The sequence below is a fragment of the Sphingobacterium sp. B16(2022) genome, from assembly GCF_012030425.1.
In the GTDB taxonomy this organism is placed as follows: Bacteria; Bacteroidota; Bacteroidia; order Sphingobacteriales; family Sphingobacteriaceae; genus Sphingobacterium; species Sphingobacterium anhuiense.
Genome location: NZ_JAAUVN010000001.1, coordinates 507,467 through 528,149, shown reverse-complemented (window position 1 = coordinate 528,149; position 20,683 = coordinate 507,467). Strand labels below are relative to the sequence as shown.

13 protein-coding genes are annotated in these 20,683 nt (G+C 39.3%); 5 read left to right on the top strand and 8 right to left on the bottom strand.

Annotated features, from left to right (window positions below):
- Positions 1-15 precede the first annotated feature (15 nt).
- Complete coding sequence (locus HCX49_RS02390; protein ID WP_132771319.1) at positions 16-450, top strand: N-acetyltransferase; 435 nt, start codon at positions 16-18, stop codon at positions 448-450.
- Between the two features lie 16 nt (positions 451-466).
- Here the strand turns inward: HCX49_RS02390 and HCX49_RS02385 are convergent, their stop codons facing one another.
- Complete coding sequence (locus HCX49_RS02385) at positions 467-2,179, bottom strand: FAD/NAD(P)-binding protein (protein ID WP_132771318.1); 1,713 nt, start codon at positions 2,177-2,179, stop codon at positions 467-469.
- Positions 2,180-2,885: 706 nt separating this feature from the next.
- Here HCX49_RS02385 and HCX49_RS02380 point away from each other — a divergent pair.
- From HCX49_RS02380 to HCX49_RS02370, 3 genes are all read left to right on the top strand, one after another.
- On the top strand, positions 2,886-3,320 hold the full coding sequence (locus tag HCX49_RS02380) for a DoxX family membrane protein (protein ID WP_132771317.1): 435 nt from the start codon (positions 2,886-2,888) through the stop codon (positions 3,318-3,320).
- Positions 3,301-4,314 carry a zinc-binding alcohol dehydrogenase family protein gene (locus HCX49_RS02375; protein WP_132771316.1) on the top strand — a complete coding sequence of 338 codons (1,014 nt, stop codon included), beginning with the start codon at positions 3,301-3,303 and terminating at the stop codon, positions 4,312-4,314. The genes HCX49_RS02380 and HCX49_RS02375 overlap by 20 nt, the downstream gene beginning before the upstream one ends.
- A 67-nt stretch (positions 4,315-4,381) precedes the next feature.
- Entirely contained in the window at positions 4,382-5,485 is a 1,104-nt protein-coding gene (locus HCX49_RS02370) for an alkene reductase (protein ID WP_132771315.1), read from the top strand.
- 81 nt (positions 5,486-5,566) lie between these two features.
- On the opposite strand, the gene HCX49_RS02365 is transcribed toward HCX49_RS02370, so the two are convergent.
- The 7 genes from HCX49_RS02365 to HCX49_RS02335 all read right to left on the bottom strand — a co-directional run bounded on the left by HCX49_RS02365 (position 5,567) and on the right by HCX49_RS02335 (position 19,237).
- The gene (locus tag HCX49_RS02365) at positions 5,567-7,852 is read right to left on the bottom strand and encodes a TonB-dependent receptor (protein WP_237682703.1); all 2,286 of its coding nucleotides are present in this window, start codon (positions 7,850-7,852) and stop codon (positions 5,567-5,569) included.
- A 692-nt stretch (positions 7,853-8,544) separates the two neighbouring features.
- Positions 8,545-8,913 carry an STAS/SEC14 domain-containing protein gene (locus tag HCX49_RS02360; RefSeq protein ID WP_132771314.1) on the bottom strand — a complete coding sequence of 123 codons (369 nt, stop codon included), beginning with the start codon at positions 8,911-8,913 and terminating at the stop codon, positions 8,545-8,547.
- 64 nt (positions 8,914-8,977) lie between these two features.
- On the bottom strand, positions 8,978-10,249 hold the full coding sequence (locus HCX49_RS02355) for a family 16 glycosylhydrolase (RefSeq protein WP_132771313.1): 1,272 nt from the start codon (positions 10,247-10,249) through the stop codon (positions 8,978-8,980).
- Positions 10,250-11,023: 774 nt separating this feature from the next.
- Positions 11,024-12,817 carry a cytochrome-c peroxidase gene (locus HCX49_RS02350; RefSeq protein WP_132771312.1) on the bottom strand — a complete coding sequence of 598 codons (1,794 nt, stop codon included), beginning with the start codon at positions 12,815-12,817 and terminating at the stop codon, positions 11,024-11,026.
- 145 nt (positions 12,818-12,962) lie between these two features.
- Complete coding sequence (locus tag HCX49_RS02345; RefSeq protein ID WP_132771311.1) at positions 12,963-14,444, bottom strand: hypothetical protein; 1,482 nt, start codon at positions 14,442-14,444, stop codon at positions 12,963-12,965.
- 341 nt (positions 14,445-14,785) lie between these two features.
- Complete coding sequence (locus tag HCX49_RS02340; protein ID WP_206368168.1) at positions 14,786-16,120, bottom strand: SWIM zinc finger family protein; 1,335 nt, start codon at positions 16,118-16,120, stop codon at positions 14,786-14,788.
- Between the two features lie 3 nt (positions 16,121-16,123).
- Positions 16,124-19,237: a DUF6493 family protein gene (locus HCX49_RS02335; RefSeq protein ID WP_168126024.1), complete on the bottom strand. Its 3,114-nt coding sequence runs from the start codon at positions 19,235-19,237 to the stop codon at positions 16,124-16,126.
- 325 nt (positions 19,238-19,562) lie between these two features.
- Between HCX49_RS02335 and HCX49_RS02330 the strand changes: the two genes are divergently transcribed.
- The gene (locus HCX49_RS02330; protein WP_168126023.1) at positions 19,563-20,552 is read left to right on the top strand and encodes a LacI family DNA-binding transcriptional regulator; all 990 of its coding nucleotides are present in this window, start codon (positions 19,563-19,565) and stop codon (positions 20,550-20,552) included.
- The last annotated feature ends 131 nt before the right edge of the window (positions 20,553-20,683 follow it).

Here is a 20,683-nt window from a genome sequence, read left to right as displayed (position 1 = left end):
CCTTAAGAATTTAATATGATAAGAATTGCTGTACAAGATGACTACAGTCATTTAATTGATATCTGGCTGGAAGCTTCAATAAAAGCACATCATTTTATAGATTCATCCTTCTGGATCAATAGCGCTCAAAAGATGAAAGATATTTATTTACCATCCAGTAAAACATGGATTTTGGAAGATGAATCGAATAGTATTAAAGGTTTTCTATCAGTCGTAGACGATCATATTGCAGCCTTATTTATAAGTCCTGCTCATCAAGGAGAAGGATACGGTTCTGCACTTCTGCAGTTCATAAAGACAAAATGTGATCAGCTTTCGTTAAATGTGTACGCCTTGAATGAACAAGCAATCCATTTTTATCAGAAACACGGTTTTCGGATTATCGAAGAAATGTTGGACGAAAATACAGGCGCAACAGACTGCCGAATGGAATGGATAAAGGCCAAATAATCTTAAAACAAAAATCTCACCCCTTATTCTTTATGAACTTCACTATACGCTCACTTGCAGTGTCACAGAAGTCAAGACCTGAATAATCCGGATTCAGCCCGCCAATAAATGGTACAGCCATAATAAATAGATTTTTAGTAGCACTTCCAAAAGCATCAAGTGCCTGAAAATGGTCATTAATACTCAGTCCCTTTACCTGCATATAAAAATTGTTAGTACTGCTTTTCACATGATAACCCTTTTCGTTAAAATACTTCTCCCCTTCAGCCTTATTCTTAAAATTCAGGTATCCTGTACTGATCAGACCTTCGTTTTTGATCCCTTCAAACGGCATGTCATTAAATTCCAATGGTTGTTGTCCTGTACCGTCAACATATAATTTATAATGCGTTTTCTTTTGTTTACCCTCAGTGTCCATGTAGCTATAAATGGCACCGAAATCATGATGAGGGTCTACCTGACTTGCTTTATCGACTTGAATATGGTCAATGACACCAGCTTCATACAAAGCAATAATTTCTCTGTAGGATTCCTGAGGCAAAGAAGCAATAATCACACTGATGAGCGGCAATAAAACCCTCCGCAACCGAAGCATATCTTCTGCAGAGAAGTGTTTAGCAGGATAGTTCATGGCATAGCTAAAAGCAGCCAGTTTTTCCTTCCAGGATATCGACTGCCTTCTGTCAATGGATTTTTTTGCTTCGAGATATTCCGCTCTAAAAAGCGTAAAACTGTCAAGTTCATTTCGGATGCGCAGCATTTCTTCCACAAACTCCTCAATCGTCATTTCTTTTATCTTTTCATAAAAAGCAGGATCACTTTTCTGCAACGGACATTTGAAATTTCGCTCAAAAACGTAGTTAAGATCTACAAAACCGTCATTTTTCTCTTTGTATTCATAAATCTCATCCAGTGTCATGGACCAGGATACCGCATAAGGTTCCTCTTCCGAATGAAAACGCAGTGCAGGTAGATAACCTCCTGTGGAAAATAAATGGATCGAAAAATTGGGCGATTCTTCATGCAGCACATAACTCACCTGATCATTCTCAACGATATAACGGCCGTTCAGACGAGATAATGTCTTTACGGCATCGACAGCAGTTAGAGAAGCACCCTTAATAGCGACCGGAAAATTAGTCATTTGATCAAATTTAGTAGGTGGATAGGGCGAATCGTACCAGCCTTTTATCTTTCCTTCAAAAGTTTCGGGCCAATAATGCCCGGTACAGATAACAACTATTTCAGCTTCATATTCATCATCAGTGGCCGTAAATACGGAGTAAAATTCATTTGCCCTGTCATATACCAGATCAATCACTTCGGTCTCGGTAAAAACGTCCACCTTTATTTTACGCTTGATGGCTAAGGCTATGTATTGGTGAAATTGATTTTCAAGATAATCCCCTAAAAGAAGTCTTGGTAAAACCTGATAGGGATTGGATTTACCATGCGCATAGTAATCCGGAAAATCAGTTCCAGCATAACGTGACAGATAAGTTGGGACGTCGTCAATTAATGCTGGAATTTCGTTGGCCGAAACATTGGCCAAGTGTTCCTTACGGGCCCCATATTTACCATAAGGCATTCCAACTCCCAAACGTTCATTTTTTTCGAAAATGGAGATATGTTCAACCGCAAGATTTTGGTTGACAATCTCCTTTAACATAAATAAAGCGGCTGGCCCCCCACCAATCAGCGCAATGGAACTTAATTTTTGATTGTCCATACAATTTAAGGCTATTGATTAATTTTATACGTCAACTTTCTACTGATTTTACTTTCCATCAAATATGCTATCGGCATACTGTGGAAGGTCGATTTTTACATTGTGTCCTACAGGTTATTTTCAGTTTCCCATGAGCTTTAATAATATTCTCCGAGTGATCGATCTTGATGATCCAAGTATTATGCTCTCCAACAATTTTTCCATGAGGAAACCTTAAAAAAAGGTAGTCTCGCTCTCCTCCTCATTCATGTTGAATAAAAGATCATATGGTCCAAATTTCAGCTCGACTATTGTTTCGCTAAAATTTTAAAAATAGGTTCTTTCCGGGAAATACCTCAATTCTTATAAACACCGCATCACATATTCGCAATGATAACAACGTATCGCTAGCAAAGTTCTGCTAACGGTAAAATCAAGTATTTGTGTGAAGCCAACAGGCATAAACCACCTATCCTAATAGTTTATACTTATTACAGCATCATTTTCTGCATTCCGATAACTTCGTCCCAAATATTTCACCCCAGCGATCAGATCTGGCACCTGCAATAGATTGCATCACCTCCGTATCCAGATCTATTCAGTTCATAACAATGAATTTATACAAAAAAAACATTTAAATTTACTAAAACCCCTAGCCTTGCGACTCTAATTTTGTACTGTAATTTAAAACTATTGAAAAATTAAATCGATATAAATCAAAACAGATATGAAGACAAATAATTCTTTGGTCGCCTATGCTTTACTGCGAGTAGCAATGGGTGTCAATATGCTGGGACACGGCTTAGCGCGTATTCCAAAACTTGATGCTTTTAGTGATAACATGGTGACCAATTTTCAAAAAAGCTGGCTTCCTTCCTTTTCGATCAAAATATTCGGACTGGCTTTGCCTTTCGCAGAATTCCTCATTGGATTACTGCTCATCATTGGCTTATTTACATATCGCACAAGTGTTGCTGGTGCTATCCTTATTATTTTATTACTATTTGGAAGCAGCACCATTGAAAATTGGGAAGCAATGGGTATACAAATGATTTATGCCTTGTTTTTTTACCAATTGATTACCCAAATAAATAATAACAGTTATGCCGCAGACCACTTATTTAAAAACAAAATTAGACAAAATGAAAGCAATAGGATTTAAAAAATCATTACCTATCAACGAAGTAGAAAGCTTCATTGAATTTGAAAAAGAAATAGTTCTACCAACAGGACATGATATTTTAGTAAAAATCGAGGCCATCTCCATCAACCCGGTCGATTATAAAATTAGACAGGGCGCCGCAAAAGACAACGTCTTGAATGAACCAAAAATCATTGGTTGGGATGCTGTAGGTACTGTGGAAGAAATTGGAGATAAAGCGACGCTTTTCAAAAAAGGAGATCATGTTTTCTACGCAGGAGACATTACAAAAGACGGTTCCAATCAGGAGTATCAATTGGTGGACGAGCGCATTGTTGGCTTTGCTCCACAAAAGATAAGCGTTGCAGAAGCTGCTGCAATGCCTTTAACGGCGCTTACGGCCTACGAAATTTTGTTTGACCGTTTACGACTGGATCCTGACAAAGACAAAGGTAAGTCCATATTGATTATCGGCGGTGCAGGTGGCGTGGGTTCCGTGGCCATACAATTGGCTAAAAACATTTTAGGATTACAAGTTATTGCAACAGCATCGAGACCAGACACAATTGAATGGTGCAAAAAACTTGGAGCAGACTATGTTGTGAACCACAAAGATTTAGTGAACGAAGTAAGAAATACCGGTTTTGATTCGGTAGATATTATTGTAGATTTTGTAGATGTAAATCAATATTGGGATGCGATGGTGGCACTCATCAAACCACAGGGAAAAATAGGTTCAATCAGCGATCCGACAGAACCGGTAAACCTCCGCCAGCTAAAAGGCAAAAGTGTCAGCTTTCATTGGGAGCTCATGTTTACACGTTCCATGTTTCAAACAGAAGACCTGATAGAACAGCATCATATCCTAAACAAAATTGCCCAACTCTTAGATGCACGGACTTTACAGTCAACCCTTAATAAGACCATAGAAGGATTTACGGCAGATAACCTAAAAGAGGCGCACCGTCTATTGGAAAGTGGGAAAACAATCGGTAAAGTAGTACTAAAATTTTAACCCGAAATACAGATTACCCCAGCTTTATCACAATAGCATCAATAAAATATTTACAAAACGAAATAAAATGTTTACAAAACTTTTCGAATCCTATATCCTGAAAGGGATAGCATTAAAAAACCGTTTCCTGATGGCTCCGATGACACGCTCAAGGGCATCACAACCCGGCGATATTCCGAATGCTTTAATGGCAACATACTATGCCCAAAGAGCATCTGCAGGACTTATCATCACAGAAGCTACCCAAGTTTCTTTACAAGGAAAGGGCTATGCAAAAACACCTGGAATTTATACCCAAGAACAAATTGAAGGTTGGAAATTAACAACAAAAGCCGTACATCATGCCGGTAGCAAGATCTTTTTACAACTGTGGCATGTTGGAAGAGTTTCATCTTCCAAAGTTAACGGATTACAACCTATTGCACCATCGGCATTAATAGCAAAAGATACGAATGTTTATATATTTGATGGTGCACCCAATGGAGATGCTACTTTTGTACCTGTCGAAGAACCAAGAGAAATGACGCAAGAAGATATTGAGGTGGTCATTCAAGAATTTGCACAAGGAGCAAAAAATGCAATAGAAGCTGGTTTCGACGGAGTAGAAATTCACGGAGCTAATGGTTATTTGATTGATCAGTTTTTACGGAGCAACTCCAATCAAAGAATCGATGCGTATGGAGGTACTCAAGAAAACAGGATTCGATTATTAATTCAGATTACCAAAGCTGTAATTATGGCTGTAGGTAAAGAAAGAACAGGCGTACGTCTTTCTCCGTTCATTACTTTTAAGGATATGGACGATGCCGAAATACTTGATACAATTATGTTAGCCGCGGCGGAATTAAATAAATTAGATATTGCCTACATCCATCTCTGTGAAGCAGATTGGGCAGATGCACCCTTAATTCCAGAAATATTCAGATTAGAATTGAGAAAAAAATTCACAAATACCATCATCGTAACAGGAAATAAAACTCCTGAAGAAGGAGAAAAACTATTAGCAGACAATTTGGTTGACTTAATAGGTTTTGGAAGGAAATTTTTAACAAATCCGGATTATCCGCAACGTGTTAAATTGGAAGCTCCCTTAAATGACATATCAGACAATCATACTTTATTTGGAGGAGGCGATGCCCGAGGATACACAGATTATACTTTTATGAACTGATTCATACGAGCTGGATCGAAGGAGAAAAAAGATTATTGTGATTACAAAAGTGGAAGCATCCCTACTTCCACTTTTGTGGTTTTAGAAAGATGTAATCAGGCCAAAAGTAACATTTCGCCCCGGATTATAGACACCCAATGAGAGGTCGTGATGATCTAATCTGCCGGGTCTCAGACGGCTCAATGCATCGTAATATTTTTTATCAAGCAAATTATTTCCAGCAACATACGTTTGTATATTTAATCCCCTGATCTTAAATGTCGTTCCTAAAGAAGCATTTAACAAAGTATATCCTGACACACTGGTTTCAAATTCACGGTCTACGCGTCGTTGCGCAAAAAAGTTATCAATACCGACTTTCAAATAGCTTGCCGACAGTCCTTTTATTTCCGGGCTATATTTCAGGCTATTTTTGAACTGTCCTGCTGGAATAAAAGGTAAAGGTCTATCCAGGGTCTTATTTTTAGCATACGTGTATGAGAATATATTGTTAAAAGTAAGATAGCGGAATAAGGTTATATTAAAATCTCCTTCAAATCCATTCAGCTGTGCATCAACCTGACCGTACCGGTAAATTGCCATCCCATCGGCTGTTTCATCACCAGGCCGTGATGAGATGTAGATATAATCTTTGATCAGGTTAGAATAAAGACTGATACTTCCATTAAATATACCCCGATCGTAGTATATACTGATATCCGCCTGATAACTTTTTTCGGGCTTCAGAGCCGTATTACCGATTTCATACCGGAACGTTCCCTCATGGACACCATTTGAACTAAGTTCTGCCGGATTGGGAGATCGAAAAGCATTCCCTAAATTGGCTTTTAAATTAATATACGGACTCACTTGATGCGTTAGACCCGTAGCAAAACTAACGTTCGAAAAATGATTTTTATACTTTTCAAATGTTTCGCCATCTTTGACATATCCATCACCATCATTGACACGATAATCATAGCGCACACCAGCATTAACTGTTGTGTTATCCCAGGTCTTTTTAAGATACCCAAAAGCCCCCGCACCAAAACTCTGGTAATCGGGAAGCAAAAACTCAGCCCCTTTATTGGAATTTTTAGCATGTTCGGCACTGATCCCAAAAGCTGGCTGCCATCCCTGAAATTCATTGACAGTATACTTCGCATCAAGGGTTAATGTATGCAGATCCAAAAAGAGATTGGGAACAGGATTATCATGTTCTCGACGCTGGTTGTTCTGATAACCAAGATCAAATTTTAATGATCCCTGATCTAAAATAAGCTGATTATTCCAGGAAAGCTTTGTATGTCGGATATCCTGTTTCGGAAACTCCAGGCTTCTATTTTTAAAATCTCGATCCGTAAAACGATTCCCTGCCGCATCGATATAATTACCCTGGCTATCAAAAGCAGGTTCATAAAATCCAATATTATTGCGAAAAAAAGATGCGTTTACATGGGAATAACCCCAAGATTTATTAAGCCCAAACATGGCGCTGAAATTCGTTTCATTAAAACCTGAGTTTGGAAAATAACCTGTAGGGGTCTTGAATGAATAAGCATTTTTATAAGTTCCTCTTCCTCTCCAGACAAATCCATTTTGATTACCTGTCAACATAGCAGAACTGGCACTTAATCCGCCGTTGGTCGAATAATTGGATAATACCTCGCCTTTAACTTCCCCACTTTGCGGAACAAGGGGCTCCAAAAAATTGATCACCCCTCCTAGTGCATCGGATCCATACATCAAAGATGCCGCACCCCGCAATACTTCGACACGATCTGCACCATATTGATCGATCTCGATCCCGTGCTCATCGCCCCACTGATTTCCCTGCTGCTTGACCCCGTTGCTGATCGTCACAACCCGGTTGGATGATAGCCCCCGTATTACAGGCTTCGCGATAGATGACCCAGTCGTAATCGCCGCTACCCCCGGCACTAGCCTCGCCAAACCTTCTATTGCATTCGTCGCTGGCTCCAATAATTGCTGTTTGCCCACAACAGCGATTGAAGTGCTATTTTTTTTACTGCTTGAGCTGATCGCCGCACTCGTTACAATGACCTCATCTAGCGTTAAATTGCTTGGACTTAATGGAATTGAAAGTACATCATGACTACCCAAATCAATTTTCAAACTTCGCGTCTGGTAACCGACACCGCTAAATTCCACCAAATGTTGCCCCTTATATTTCGGGGGGATGATAAACCCACCGTTCTGATCCGAAACGAGCTCCAGCTTAAGGTCCGGTACTTTAATAGTAATCCCTGCTATCGGCGCCCCCTTTTTGTCATCCAAAATGCGCCCGGTATGCTTGCTGTCCGTCTGCCCGTAACTATTAAACGTAGCAATAACCGACAAAGCAAAAAATAAAAATTTCTTCATCATATATATTCATTACTTCATCATTATTAGCAATGACAAAGCATTTTAAAATCGTAAAAAACCAGAAAATGAAATGGTGCTACAGCACTATAGTAATATAATTGATGAAGATTGGGGGACCTCGCGGGAAGGTCGGAACTAAAGACTGCGAAATTTCATAAAGATCGATTGGAAATTTCCATAAAACACCCCACAGTGTAAAAAATGGATTTAGGTTATGATAAACAGGCCCTTCGGAAAACTCAAAAAGATAATCAGAACTAAAGGTCCGAATTTCATTCTCACTATGGTGATCATTCCCCTTCTTTGTAATCGGATAAGGATGCTTATGCTGTATAACTTCACCCGATTTTAGAACATGGATATGTAGAAAAAATATACTACAGACAATCCAATAGAGATACAAAAAAACGATAAGATTCGCTTTTAAACTTCTAGATTGGATTTGTTTATGTATCAGCACAAGGCAAATATACTAAAAAGCGTAATAGCAACAAAGTTGCTATTACGCTTTTTAGTATATTTCTTTTTACCTGTACAGCTTTTCGCGCAACACTTGAGTGCCTTAAATTGCTTTGAATGGAATTTTGCAGAACCTCAATTGTTCCTTTTCCAATTTTGAGTGTAATAAATAAGATTGGAAAAATTGTGATTTCAAGAGCTAACCCCGCAGGTAATGCCTTCAGCACATGCACTTATTTTTTAATACTCAACCAATCGATCGCATCTTGTAGCTCACGGAGTTCATAGCCCTTAGCTTCGCCCGGACTGATGTAACTAAAGGCATCCGTAAATTTTTCTACCGCTTTTTGATCGGTTACGATAGCCATCTTCTTCCAATCTGTAAAGTGCTTCACTCCTGCTACCAGATCCTGCACCCAGGCACCTGCAGTAAAGTTCTGCACATCGGTATCCAATACCAAAAGATAGTAGATCTCTTTATATTGATTGGCTAAGGATTCCAGGCCCGGCAATAAAACATCTTTTAAATCATCTTTGGTGACCTCTCCACTTGCACGAACGCCAAACACATGTTCAGGCAGATTTTGAATAACTTTAAGCATATCATGAACGTTATGTATACAAAAGATACAAACAAGGCTCCATTTAGTTCACATCGACTCTTTGTTATAATTTTTCTAAAGTAAAATCATCTCCGTAAACAGTTCCGGTACCAGCCTTATAAAAGTATAAAGTTGCCGTTGTTTGTGTCGCTCCCGTTGTAAAAGTAACGGAATTATTGCTGTATGCAGTTGTATTAAAGGCCGCATCGACAGCAGCGCCGCCATAACCTTTAACCCCAAGTAACACCTGTTGTCCAGCAGCGGCAACTTTACCATATCCAGAAAACCGATAGGTCGTATTAGGTTGCAGTCCCGTTAAATACTGTTCAACAGCATTTGCTCCCCCCGTCAATTGAATACATTTTAAACCTGTACGCATATTGGAATTAACAATCGCCGCATTGCCACCCCAAGAAGTCCAAGGCGAAAGTGTACCTGTTTCAAACCCACCATTGTAAAAGATAGGCAGATTATAAACACGTACATAATCCACTTGCATATTAAACGGCAAATCCGCGTTCGTAATAGCACCAGGCCAACCCGCTCCACCAGCTTGATTTAAAATTAAATAAAAAGGAACATCAAATGGCCATTGTTGCCAGGTCGCTCCAGTGGCCTTCGTATACGTATACTGAAGGGTATTATTAACAAAAAATTTGAGCGCATTCGGGCTCCACTCGAGACCATAAATATTATAGTCTGCTGCATTATAGTTTGTAGAATGTGTCGCACTGGTACCTCCCCCAGAACCTGTTACGGTCGCATTATGCACCGATTGATGCACGACCATCTCATTATTGACATGCTCCATAATATCGATTTCACCACATCCCGGCCATCCGGCATAAGCCGTTGCAGGTTCTGGCATCATCCATATCGCTGGCCACGAACCCCTTCCTTGGGTAAATTTTGCCCTGACCTCTACTTTACCAAAGGTCATACTGAATTTACTCTGTGATTTAACACCGCCACTATGATACGGAACCGGATCTGTTGGAATCACAGCATTGTCCATGCGCAGCACGAGATTATTACCATCTTGCGAAACATAATCAGATGTATGCGTCATATACTTGTTCCAGGCTACAGTACCGCGTTCGGCATAGCTCCATTTACTGTTGTCAAAGCCCCCTACCGTATTGAATTCATCCGACCAAATTAATTCATAATCGGATAAACTTTGTACGGAAGCGGTAATCGCAACCGCTTTTGTTTTTGACACATTTAACAATTGATCAGTTGATTGGTTCACATGTTCTTTGCTGCAGGATACATGAATACTGCAAACAGCTAGCAAAGAACCAGCTGCCATAAAATTTAGGGTTTTTCTGTTCATAATGATTATTTAAAAATTTAAAAAGTGCTCACTATAAATTGTAACTAGAAAATCCACTTTGATCACATTCTTTACGGTCTTATCTAATCTTACCCACGTTAGTTACAAGGTTATTGGTTATATTTATGTACTACATAATATTTCTAAGATACAATAAATTTTAGGATAACAACTAATTTTTCAATAAAAACTAGGGCGTATGGTGAATGCATTCCCTTTGCATCTGCATTGAAAGACAGCAATAAATTACAGGGATAGGTTTAAGCTATAATTTAAATCATTTCATCTTTTCCGAGATGCTTAACGACATAAATGACATCAGATTTCTCTCAAATAAATAACATAACAGCAAATATTTCCTTGCCGTTTACACGTTAAAATAAGAAATAGTTGTGGGGAAGAATGAAGATACAGAAGAGTAAAAATTAACCAAATAGAGCTGTAATAAACGTGAAAAGATGCTTTCCGATTAAGGAAGCATCTTTTCTTTATAATAACTGCAAAGCTTTGATGTTTGTTTTCACCAAAGCTTTATCCTTCTGAATACAAGACTAACCATTTAGCATTTTTACCGCCAAGATATATTTACACAGTCCGCGTTTTCCTTGATGATTGGTAAACCAGTCGCAGGTACATTGCTATTTGTCTCCAGCAATTATCACGGTATGTTTTACACCCGAACCTTCAACTCTGGCTTCGATGTAGCTTGGCGTATTTTTGACAAATTACGGTAGTTATATGGTGACAGTTCAGGTAAAAGCCGTATCACGATCATTAATCATCCAGCGCCTTGATAAAAGCAATGATTTTAGCCGTTTCCTGATCCGTCAATTCCAAAGAATCTGTCGGTAAAGTCTGGTTTTCCAGTGCAAATCCAAATTGCTTTCCACCACCTTTATTGTAAAAATCCATCACCTGCTCTAAGGTCGTGTAACCACCATTATGCATATACGGAGCCGTTTTACTACTGTTGCGCACAGTAGGCGTTTTAAAAGCATACTGCAATTGATCTACCGTACTATGATAACGACCTCTCCCCCTATCAGGATCCAATATTTTATTCGTATAATCTGTCGCCACACCTAGTACCTCAGACTCGGTCTTGCTATATTCAGGAGGAACGGTACCGTTGAACAAAGGTATAAAATGACAGGTCGCACACTTTCCCTTTCCAATAAACAGGTTAAAACCATCCCGCTGTTCCTGCGTCATCGCCTGCTTATCCCCTTTCATGTACTGGTCAAATGGCGAACTGAATACAGACAAAGAGCGGACATAACTTGCTAGTACATTTTGCAGTTGCCAGCCCTCGATTGTATCGGTCTGATAGATTTTTTTGAAGTCACTGCTATAGCTATGCTCCTTATTGAGATGAGCCGCTATTTTCGTCATGTCACCATGCATCTCATCTTTATTTGTAATCACATCTACACTCTGTCCTTCTAGGTCTTCCCTACGCATATCCCAGAATTGACCATGCTGATAATTGCTATAGGAAATAGACGGAGTATTACGATCCATAGGTATTCCTGACAGTGCCATCGGAACTTTCAGTCCATCAGAAAATGCTTTTTCAGGATGATGGCAAGAAATACAGGAGCGACTCTGATCACCAGAGAGCATATTTTCACGAAACAGTTTAGCACCTAGAGCAACCTTTACTCCGCTCATTTTGTGTTTTTCCGACGGCGCGAAAAAATCAGGATTGAATGCTTTCTCACTAAATAGGTTTGAGGCTTCGGGATTTATCGGGTGGTTTACATCTAGAGGAACAATACCTTCTGTAGTACGAAAATCAAATAAAGCATCAGACAGTCGATTAAGGTGCAAATCGATAAAAACCAGATAGTCAAAACTGTCTTTATCCTTTACCTTGTCCAATTCTTTATTGGCGGCTTTGATGAGGTTCAGGATATAATCAATTTTATCCCCATTTTTTACGATTGGCTTGATCATTAAGAGAGCATCTCCGACACCGTTAAGCGCAGCTATTGATTCTTTCAGTCCGTGACCCGATACTGGAGTATCAAAACCTGTAATTCCCAACGTCGTGACCCTGAAAATTTGATTACGAAGCGCTTCCATAACCTGAGGAAGGGATAGCGTATTTACTTCAAAATAAGTGTCAATCGCTAAAGATTTGTTCTTTAATTTTTTTAAAAACCGTAAGGTTTCCTGTTGCTGCGAACCATCATATGCCGGGTAAAAATACTCCTCTAAAGTCTGTAAACCTTCAGCTTCAATAACCGCATTTTCTTCAATCTCAATTTCATCCAGATTGGGCCCATTCAAAAAACGTGCAGTCTCGGGCATAAAATATGCAACTGCCCATTCCATCGATTTATAATTCGACCGTATGCTATCAAATTGAGACTGTAAATTTCTCGACGGATCTTTCCGCTCCACAGAAGCTATAAGCTGATCAATCTGCTTTTCAAAATGCACATTCTGTTGCAAAACAGAAGTTCTCAGAAATTCGAGATCCTTATCGTTACCCTGAGTATTTCCTTTGCACATAACAGCTAACAAGGCAATAGCAAACAGACCATATACGATCCAATTTTTCATTCTATTTTTTCTTTAGTACACTATTAAAATGGCTTCAATCAATCGTAATATCAATCTACATCACCATTTATGACGTTAAAAAATACAGGTATCCTACAACAAGAGCAGGATACCTATTTATAAAGATTTGACGAGATGTAGAATGCTATTTTTGTACATTACGGATAAGCACAACCTGCCCACCTTCTTTGCTAATAACAGCACCCGATCCATCTGCATTTGCAAATTTATCGCTCTGCCAAGTGTGTGAGTGAATATTGACCGCAAAGGTATTCGGTATCCCTACCAGATGCGATACATCAACCATAGCACCAAATTCCCAAGAACCAAACTTATTCAGATTGCCACTCTGGTTATAGTTTTTTTGCCAGTCAGCATCGTTACGGTTGTGCTTCATATTCAACCAAGGTTTATAAGTTTTAGTCGCCATACTATATTGCCAGATATAAGAATCATGCTTAGCATCCGTATAATAAGAATCGCCGTCTTCCTGAATATACACGTAGTTCTCCGTTACACACAGGTTATCGGGATTAATCAGGTTGTTACCTGGATCAGAGTCACCCTCAGCGATTACTTCCAGCTTACCTTTCAGCATATCTTTCGCATCCAGATTCAGCTTATAGACACGCCCCCACATTGTCAGTCCTTCCGTCGGAGTACTACCGTTGGCAGACTGTCCCGTTGCAGTAAAGTAAATCTCTCTTCCATTGTTGGCCCCTTTTCTGTAATCAACATCTTCTACACGAGAAAAGCGAATGGCATTGTTGTCCATGTTCTTTTTGTTTATCTCTTTACCCATTAGATTCTTAGCATTGGGAATCTCGACAAACTCAACCTCATACGAGCTACCTTTTTTGATATTCGTTTCCGTAAAATCGTTGTTGGTTCTCTTTAAAGCGTATAGTTTTCCATTATCCAGATCACCCTGTTTATCGGATACATACATGATCAACTGTCCTGCAGACTGATGGCTAGAGCTGTACGACTGATCTTCACCGATCAGAATGTACGTTTTACCATTAGATATATCTTTGGGAAGCGGTACTGCATTTTCCATAGAAGCTTTACCTAGAGCAGGTTTAACCCGATTTTTATCAGAGCGTTGTGCTGTCGAAGCCACAGGACTCAGTTCGTGGACCATACTTTCTTCACCCGATTCACCTGCAGTTAAGAAAGCAGAAAAACCATGCTCTTCGGGAGTAGCCAGCGTGGCAGAACAAAGTCTTGTCGTGCCACCAGTACCATCCATAATATACTCACCTTTAACCGGTTTAAAATTATTATCTAAAAACACCCGTGATACAGATTGCGTAATCTCATGATTAGTGATCATCAAAAAACCATTTGAATTCGGATCTTTCATAAATCCGGCACCATCTGGTTGTCCTGCAAATACAAATTCCGGAGAACCGGCAAGTTTATCCGAACTGGAAATAAGCGAAGTGATATTCAGATTTTCAAAGCCAGCCATCCCATACACAAAAACGGGTTCTTTTGAATAATTATCCACATGGGCTACAGGAGGTTTTTCCGCATTGTCACCGATCTTGTCATTATCGTTACAGCTAACTGCACCACCTACTGACAGTAATAAACTTAGAATAGTAATTGGTTTTCTTCTCATGCTGTAAAAGTATCATATGCACATTACCCCTACATTAAATTCATTTTAAATAAAAAAATTGTTGCACAGCGATTAAAAAGACTGTCTATCTTAGCAGACAACAGGTACATCTACACTTGTTATCGCAGGGAGTAATTCTTTAAAACACAACGATCCTGAGATCGGTCTATTTACTTCTACACAGGATAAGCCTTCAATCTCAGACATGAAATATTTTGTGTTAGATTTATTTAAAATGCTAAAAAAAATGCTTTCCAACTAAGGAAAGCATCTTTAATTAATAATAACCGCGAAGCTTTGATGTTTGTTTTCACCAAAACTTCAGCTTTCTGAATACAAGACTAGCCATTTAGCATTTTCACTGCTAAAATATGTTTACACAGTCCGCGTTTTCCTTGATGATTCGTAAACCAGTCACAGGTACATTGCTGTTTGTCTCCAGCAATAATCACGGTATGCTTTACACCCGAACCTTCAACTCGGGCTTCGATATAGTTTGGCGTATTTTTGACAAATTGAACACCATCTGTTGTCACTAATTTCTGTGCATTCTTCAATCTTGGATTTAGAGCAAGAATACGCTCTGTCTTGAAGGGCAATCTGCGGTAATAATGCTGATGATCGTGCAGATCATACCCGAGTAAACCTATTGAGGAAAGGGAACCTGTCAAGGTATCCATGGATGCAAAATCCACATCGTGTTCTATCGCTAATAAAGTCGGATCAAAAAGTGCATTGGACTTGAGCAGGCTGTTCACGGCATGTACCCATTCTTGAGGCACCGCCTTGACCATATTTTCCAATACATTTCCTTCCCCTGAAAAACCACGGTAGTTATCGGGCGATAATGCCAACGAAAGTCTGATCTTACCAAAATCGGCAACAAAGGCACAACTCTCGCCTCCGTCTTCCTGATAGACGATCAACTTTTCCGCATAAGGCAAGATTCCCTCCAATAAACGCAAGCGCTGTACACCGCCTACGCGTACTGATCCCGCTGTTGCAATAGGTGAAAACACAAACCTGGGCCCTCTTTGGCTCAGGAATAACTCACCTTTCACATTCCCTTTTGGAATGCCCTGAAACAGTTGGATAATCTGTATTTTGGACAAACTGTATTTTTCTTGCATACCGGCAAGATAAAGCTGTACAGAAGTCAATCCTTTGATCCATCGGGGTGGTAAAGTGACTTTCTTTTCCACTACTTTGGTTTTATCGGTACTGATGGAAACCTCTTTACTTCCGACACCCAGCACCATTTTCTCCGTTTTTTTAACGGCATTTAAAGCATTGAGCATAGGCTCATTAAAGTCTACATTGGTCGTACCACTGCTGATAAACTCGCCATCAATGGCATCTTCAAGCAGGTCAACCCGTGCATACACACCATTGCAGGAAGAGAATCCTTCAAAGCGGATCTGATCTGTACCAGCAGATACAATAGGATCCCGTAGGCTCGGGGGTACCGGTCCAAAACTAGACTGCACCACTTTGGCCAATGTCAATAAGCATTTTGAAGTTAATAGCGGATCGGTAATACTGCCCCAGAAAAAACACGGAACAGCACTTACCTCACTTAATTCGGACTGGTGGGCAAGCACCAATTGCTGCATTCCTGATTGCTGTACAAGTGTTGAATTATTGCTGTAGCTGAACGCTAAATCTGTAATTGCCATGTCTTATTTGCTTAATTTTTTTAATATCGGTTGTAATGATTTAAAAACCATTAATTTCTCAAATACCTGCTTCATTTCAATGGAAATTTCCTGATTTTCCTTATGTACCAGATCATAATATAGTTCAATCAGTTTCTTGAAATTAGTCGGCATTTTTTCAGCTATAGTGTAATCCAGGAGCATCTGATTGATCACCTGCATCAAAGCATTATTATGTTTGGAAGAGATATCCCGGCACTGCCCCAAAACCTCCTCTAATCTTCCTAATGGACCATAAGTATGACTCATCAGGATGCCCAGGAAATGCCCCAGATCGTGAACCGGTAATCGATGCCTATCGATGGCCGTGATGAGCACTTCTGTAGCCATGGCCCGAACTTCTTTTTCTTTGTTAAAACATGAAGTCGCTAAAAATAGCACCGACTGCCGATCAAAGTTAAAGAAATCATACATCATTTCCTGCAAATAGCCGATCGGCGTCTTTCCACCTTGATCACATTTAGCCGCTAACCCCAAGGTCAGAAACAAAGAAAGACTTTCGGTATTCTGAGGCATCACACTATGCATGTAAGAGATATCATCTTTATACAGATAATAACTATGCAAACTGTCCTTGCCCCGTTGATAAATATCCTTGTGGTAAATAAAGGTGTGCGGTTCTTGTTTGAAGTTTGGAAAGTGGAAACTTAATTTTTCACCATCATACACCATTTCTGATTTTTTAGTCTGATAATTATATCCCTGATAATAAGAAGGTGTAAACGTAAGCTCCGGTTGGAAAGGCGCTACGGCAAAGGGTATGTCTTTCAAATTTTCATCTTCAAATTCCGGAAAAACAGCCTCTGGATAATGCGTCCGGGCAACAGTAGCCCAAACACCCAGCCAGCCCACATGCGCATTATCGGATGAAGATAAAAGCTTTTTGACCCATGATTTTTTTTCAATTTTCAGTTCGTCATCAAATCCTAACGCATAGGTCAGAACTGCTTTGACCTGACTGTCGTTTATCTGATCGATCAACGCTACAACACCATCCAGATCTTCCCGAACCGTACGGCTCAAAGCGATAGACAGATCCAATAAATCTAGGGCTACGCCTTTATCTTGATAATCTAAAATACGTTGAACCACTATTTGAGGAGCAATCCAAAAAGGTTCATGCGTCGGTAAACTCAATAAAGGCAATTGAATTTCTTTTGCGATATGGCGCTGTAGCTGTGTTAACTGCTCTCCGATCATACTCGCCCATTTGGAATAGTTTGAGTATCGATCCGTATTCTGATAGATCTTATTCGGCTGGAAGTACATATTTAAAAATACCCCAGAAAAGTGCTGAAACCATTGCGATTCCCGGTAAACTTTCTTAAGCTGATTGATATAGGGATCCAGCTGCTCCTTATAATCCGCCGGAAAAGTCGCTCTGTGCAAGACCCAGGCATTCATCAATATTTCCATCTGAACGGCATCTGTACTACCGATGACCTCTCCAATTTTAAACAAAATATCATTCCAACTCGCAGGATAAGTAAAAGGCTGCTGGAGTTTTTTTTCGTTCACTGGATCAAAAACATATTCCTCTCCAGTACTGATCAATAATTCAATTAAGATTTCCTGTTCAGTATAGCTGGATGCCACCATTAAATTTTTTAAATCTGCAGGAATACTTCCCAGCATTTGCGCACTGTAAAGGGTAAGTTTTTCTGTAAGCGCTTCTATCGGATCTTTCTGATGTTTTAATATAAATTTCGCCGCTCGATCCTGCAATTGCAGATCCTGGACCATAAAGATATCGGCCGCCTGAAGAATAAATTGTTCTTTTACTTCGGGACGGTTTTTAAGCAATTTATCAAATTGTACCAGTAGCGTTTTAAGTGCCGATTTAATATCATTGCGCATAAAAAGACCCTCAGACCAGGTTAGAAATTCTTCCAATCTAAAGTCAGCATGTGCAAAATAAGGTTTTAAAGTATCGACGACGAAATTGATCACCGCACTATTTTCAGCATGCAGCAAGGGGAAAAATAACTCCTGATGCTCCAGTAACATTTTCTCATCCACGCCTATCCGATCGATCAATTTTCTAAAATAACTCTTCAGGTTAATGTTCCAATTTTTGGTTTGAACCTCCAACGCACTTGTTAAAATAAACGCTTTATCAATTTTATTATCGGCTAGCAATTGATCAAATATCTTATCCCAGGTCAGTTCATTGACCTGATTTTCACACCTATAATTAGAGTAAACCGTATGGATAGGTGTTTCATAATCAAAAACAAGTGGAATATCGCGCTGTATGGTCAATTCGTCTGTTGTAAAAAAACTCAGTAAAGCAGCTGATGGATTATGGAGTCTTGACATCGAATTTGCGTAAACCTCCGGTTCAAATTCCAGAAACCCCTTACTTTCCGCATACCTTAAAGTATCATAATCAACAGATTGCCACGTATTTTTACGCACGTATTGCAGCAAATATGGTGTCAGCCAATTGGGTTTGGCATACGTTAGAATCTGGTCAACTTCAGGGCTTCGCACTTGATTGATTAATTCGATAAATACATCCCAGCTAGCGGCATCCGAACCGCTAAAGGTCGCTAAAGCCAATAATTTGACCATTCGTTGCTGCCCCTTTGTCCCGCGTATACCCCAATCATACTGTGCCTTAGACTTAAACAAAGGATCTTTGGAGAGATCCACATAATCAACCCAATAGCGTTTGGCAGCACGAATCTCCTTTTTAATAACCTCTAGATTCCCACTTGCATATTCTTCCAGATAAGGAATAATATCAGATACACTTCCTTTACTGATGATCTCTTTAATACGCTTCACCGCTTCTTCTTTACGCTGCGCTGAGGCGTTAGGTTTCCGCACAGTTCCATCTTTTGTAACTTGTGGCGCTACTTCTACAGTTCCATCCTCCGAATATCCTTTCTTAGTTTTCTCATTAATAAGCTTCTCCGCATCCCTGAGACACGCTTCTTCACTATCAAATGTTTTATCTTTTGATTGCCCAGCAGTACCATTTCTACCATAAGTCACTGTATGTGTTGCACCGTTTGTTTGTATTTCCCAGAATTTATCAGATGTACCGTCAATGAATTTTAGATGCTTAAACATAATTGCCTTTACGAATTGTTAAACCTTTATTGTCAAAACTAAATATATAAAATTTTGACAGATTAAACATCAAATATAAATTTTAGAGAAAAGAAAACGTGCGTTTGAAGCTATTTAAATCATCAAATAACAATAATCGAAGAGTGCAATTACGGATTTAGAATAAAATTTACTTTATTTTAAGATATTCTTTTGTTCCTATTTGAGATTACCGTTAAAAACCTTGATACTAAGCCTCTCGCTGATTTAATCTACCCGGATTGGTCAGACTTTCTTAATAAATGATATAAAATATGTACTTTGGCTTCAATAAAATTTGGTACATATGTCCATCAGTGAAATTGCAAAACATTTAAACGTATCCAAATCGACCGTTTCATTGGTCATCAATGGAAAAGCAGAGAAAAGCAGGATCAGTAAAGTACTCACAAAACGTGTTTTAGATTATATTGAAGAAATTGGTTACAAGCCAAATGCATTAGCGAAAAGCTTAGCAACAGGCAAATCTCGGACCATTGGTCTCATCGTTGAAAACATCGGTGACTCATTCTTTGGTCCAATAGCCTTGTACATTGAAGAATATTTACGCCAGTACGAATATCAAGTACTTTACAGCAGTACTATGGGCAATAATAAACTTGCTGCTGAAATCATACAGACCATGATCGATAAGCAAGTTGATGGCTTAATTCTGGCGCCCACAGACCATATCGAGAAAGAAGTAAAACGCATCGTCGACAGCAATACACCTATTGTGCTGTTCGACCGAAAGATCTTGGGCATTGACGCCAATTATGTGGGCACCAATAATTATGAAGCCAGCAGCACGGCAATTCAACATCTTTTAGAACAGGGATACCGGAACATCGGAATGGTCACCATCAATTCGCAACAACCGCAAATGCAGGATAGACTACAGGCCTACCTCACCACGCTCGATCAGCATAGCCTGAAGCCACATGTGTGTTTAACCAGTTTCAGCAAAAAAAAAGAACATGGTTGGAAAGAGATACGCGAATGGTTAGACAAAAATGCGCATCTTGATGCGCTTTATTTTAGTACCAATTACCTCTGTGTGATGGGTATAAAAGCCCTTCAAAATCTTCAAAACGAACGTCAATTAGCCTTCATCACTTTCGATGACCACGAAATATTTGAACTCGTACAACCACCAGTTTCCTGTATCCGCCAGCCTCTGGAAAAAATCGCAAAAAGTATCGTACACATGCTCATGACCCAATTAACGGCCAAAGAAAAGTGTATTGCAGAAGATATTATCCCTTCAGAATTACAAATTCGAAAAAGTTCTTTGTAAAAAAATTGGAGAATTTATTTTAATTCTCTAGTTTTACAAAAATAGCAAAACCGGTTTTGCTAATTATTCTTAATCAACCATTATAAATCATGCTTACTCAAATAAACTTGGAGAACTCCTGTTGCCTTATG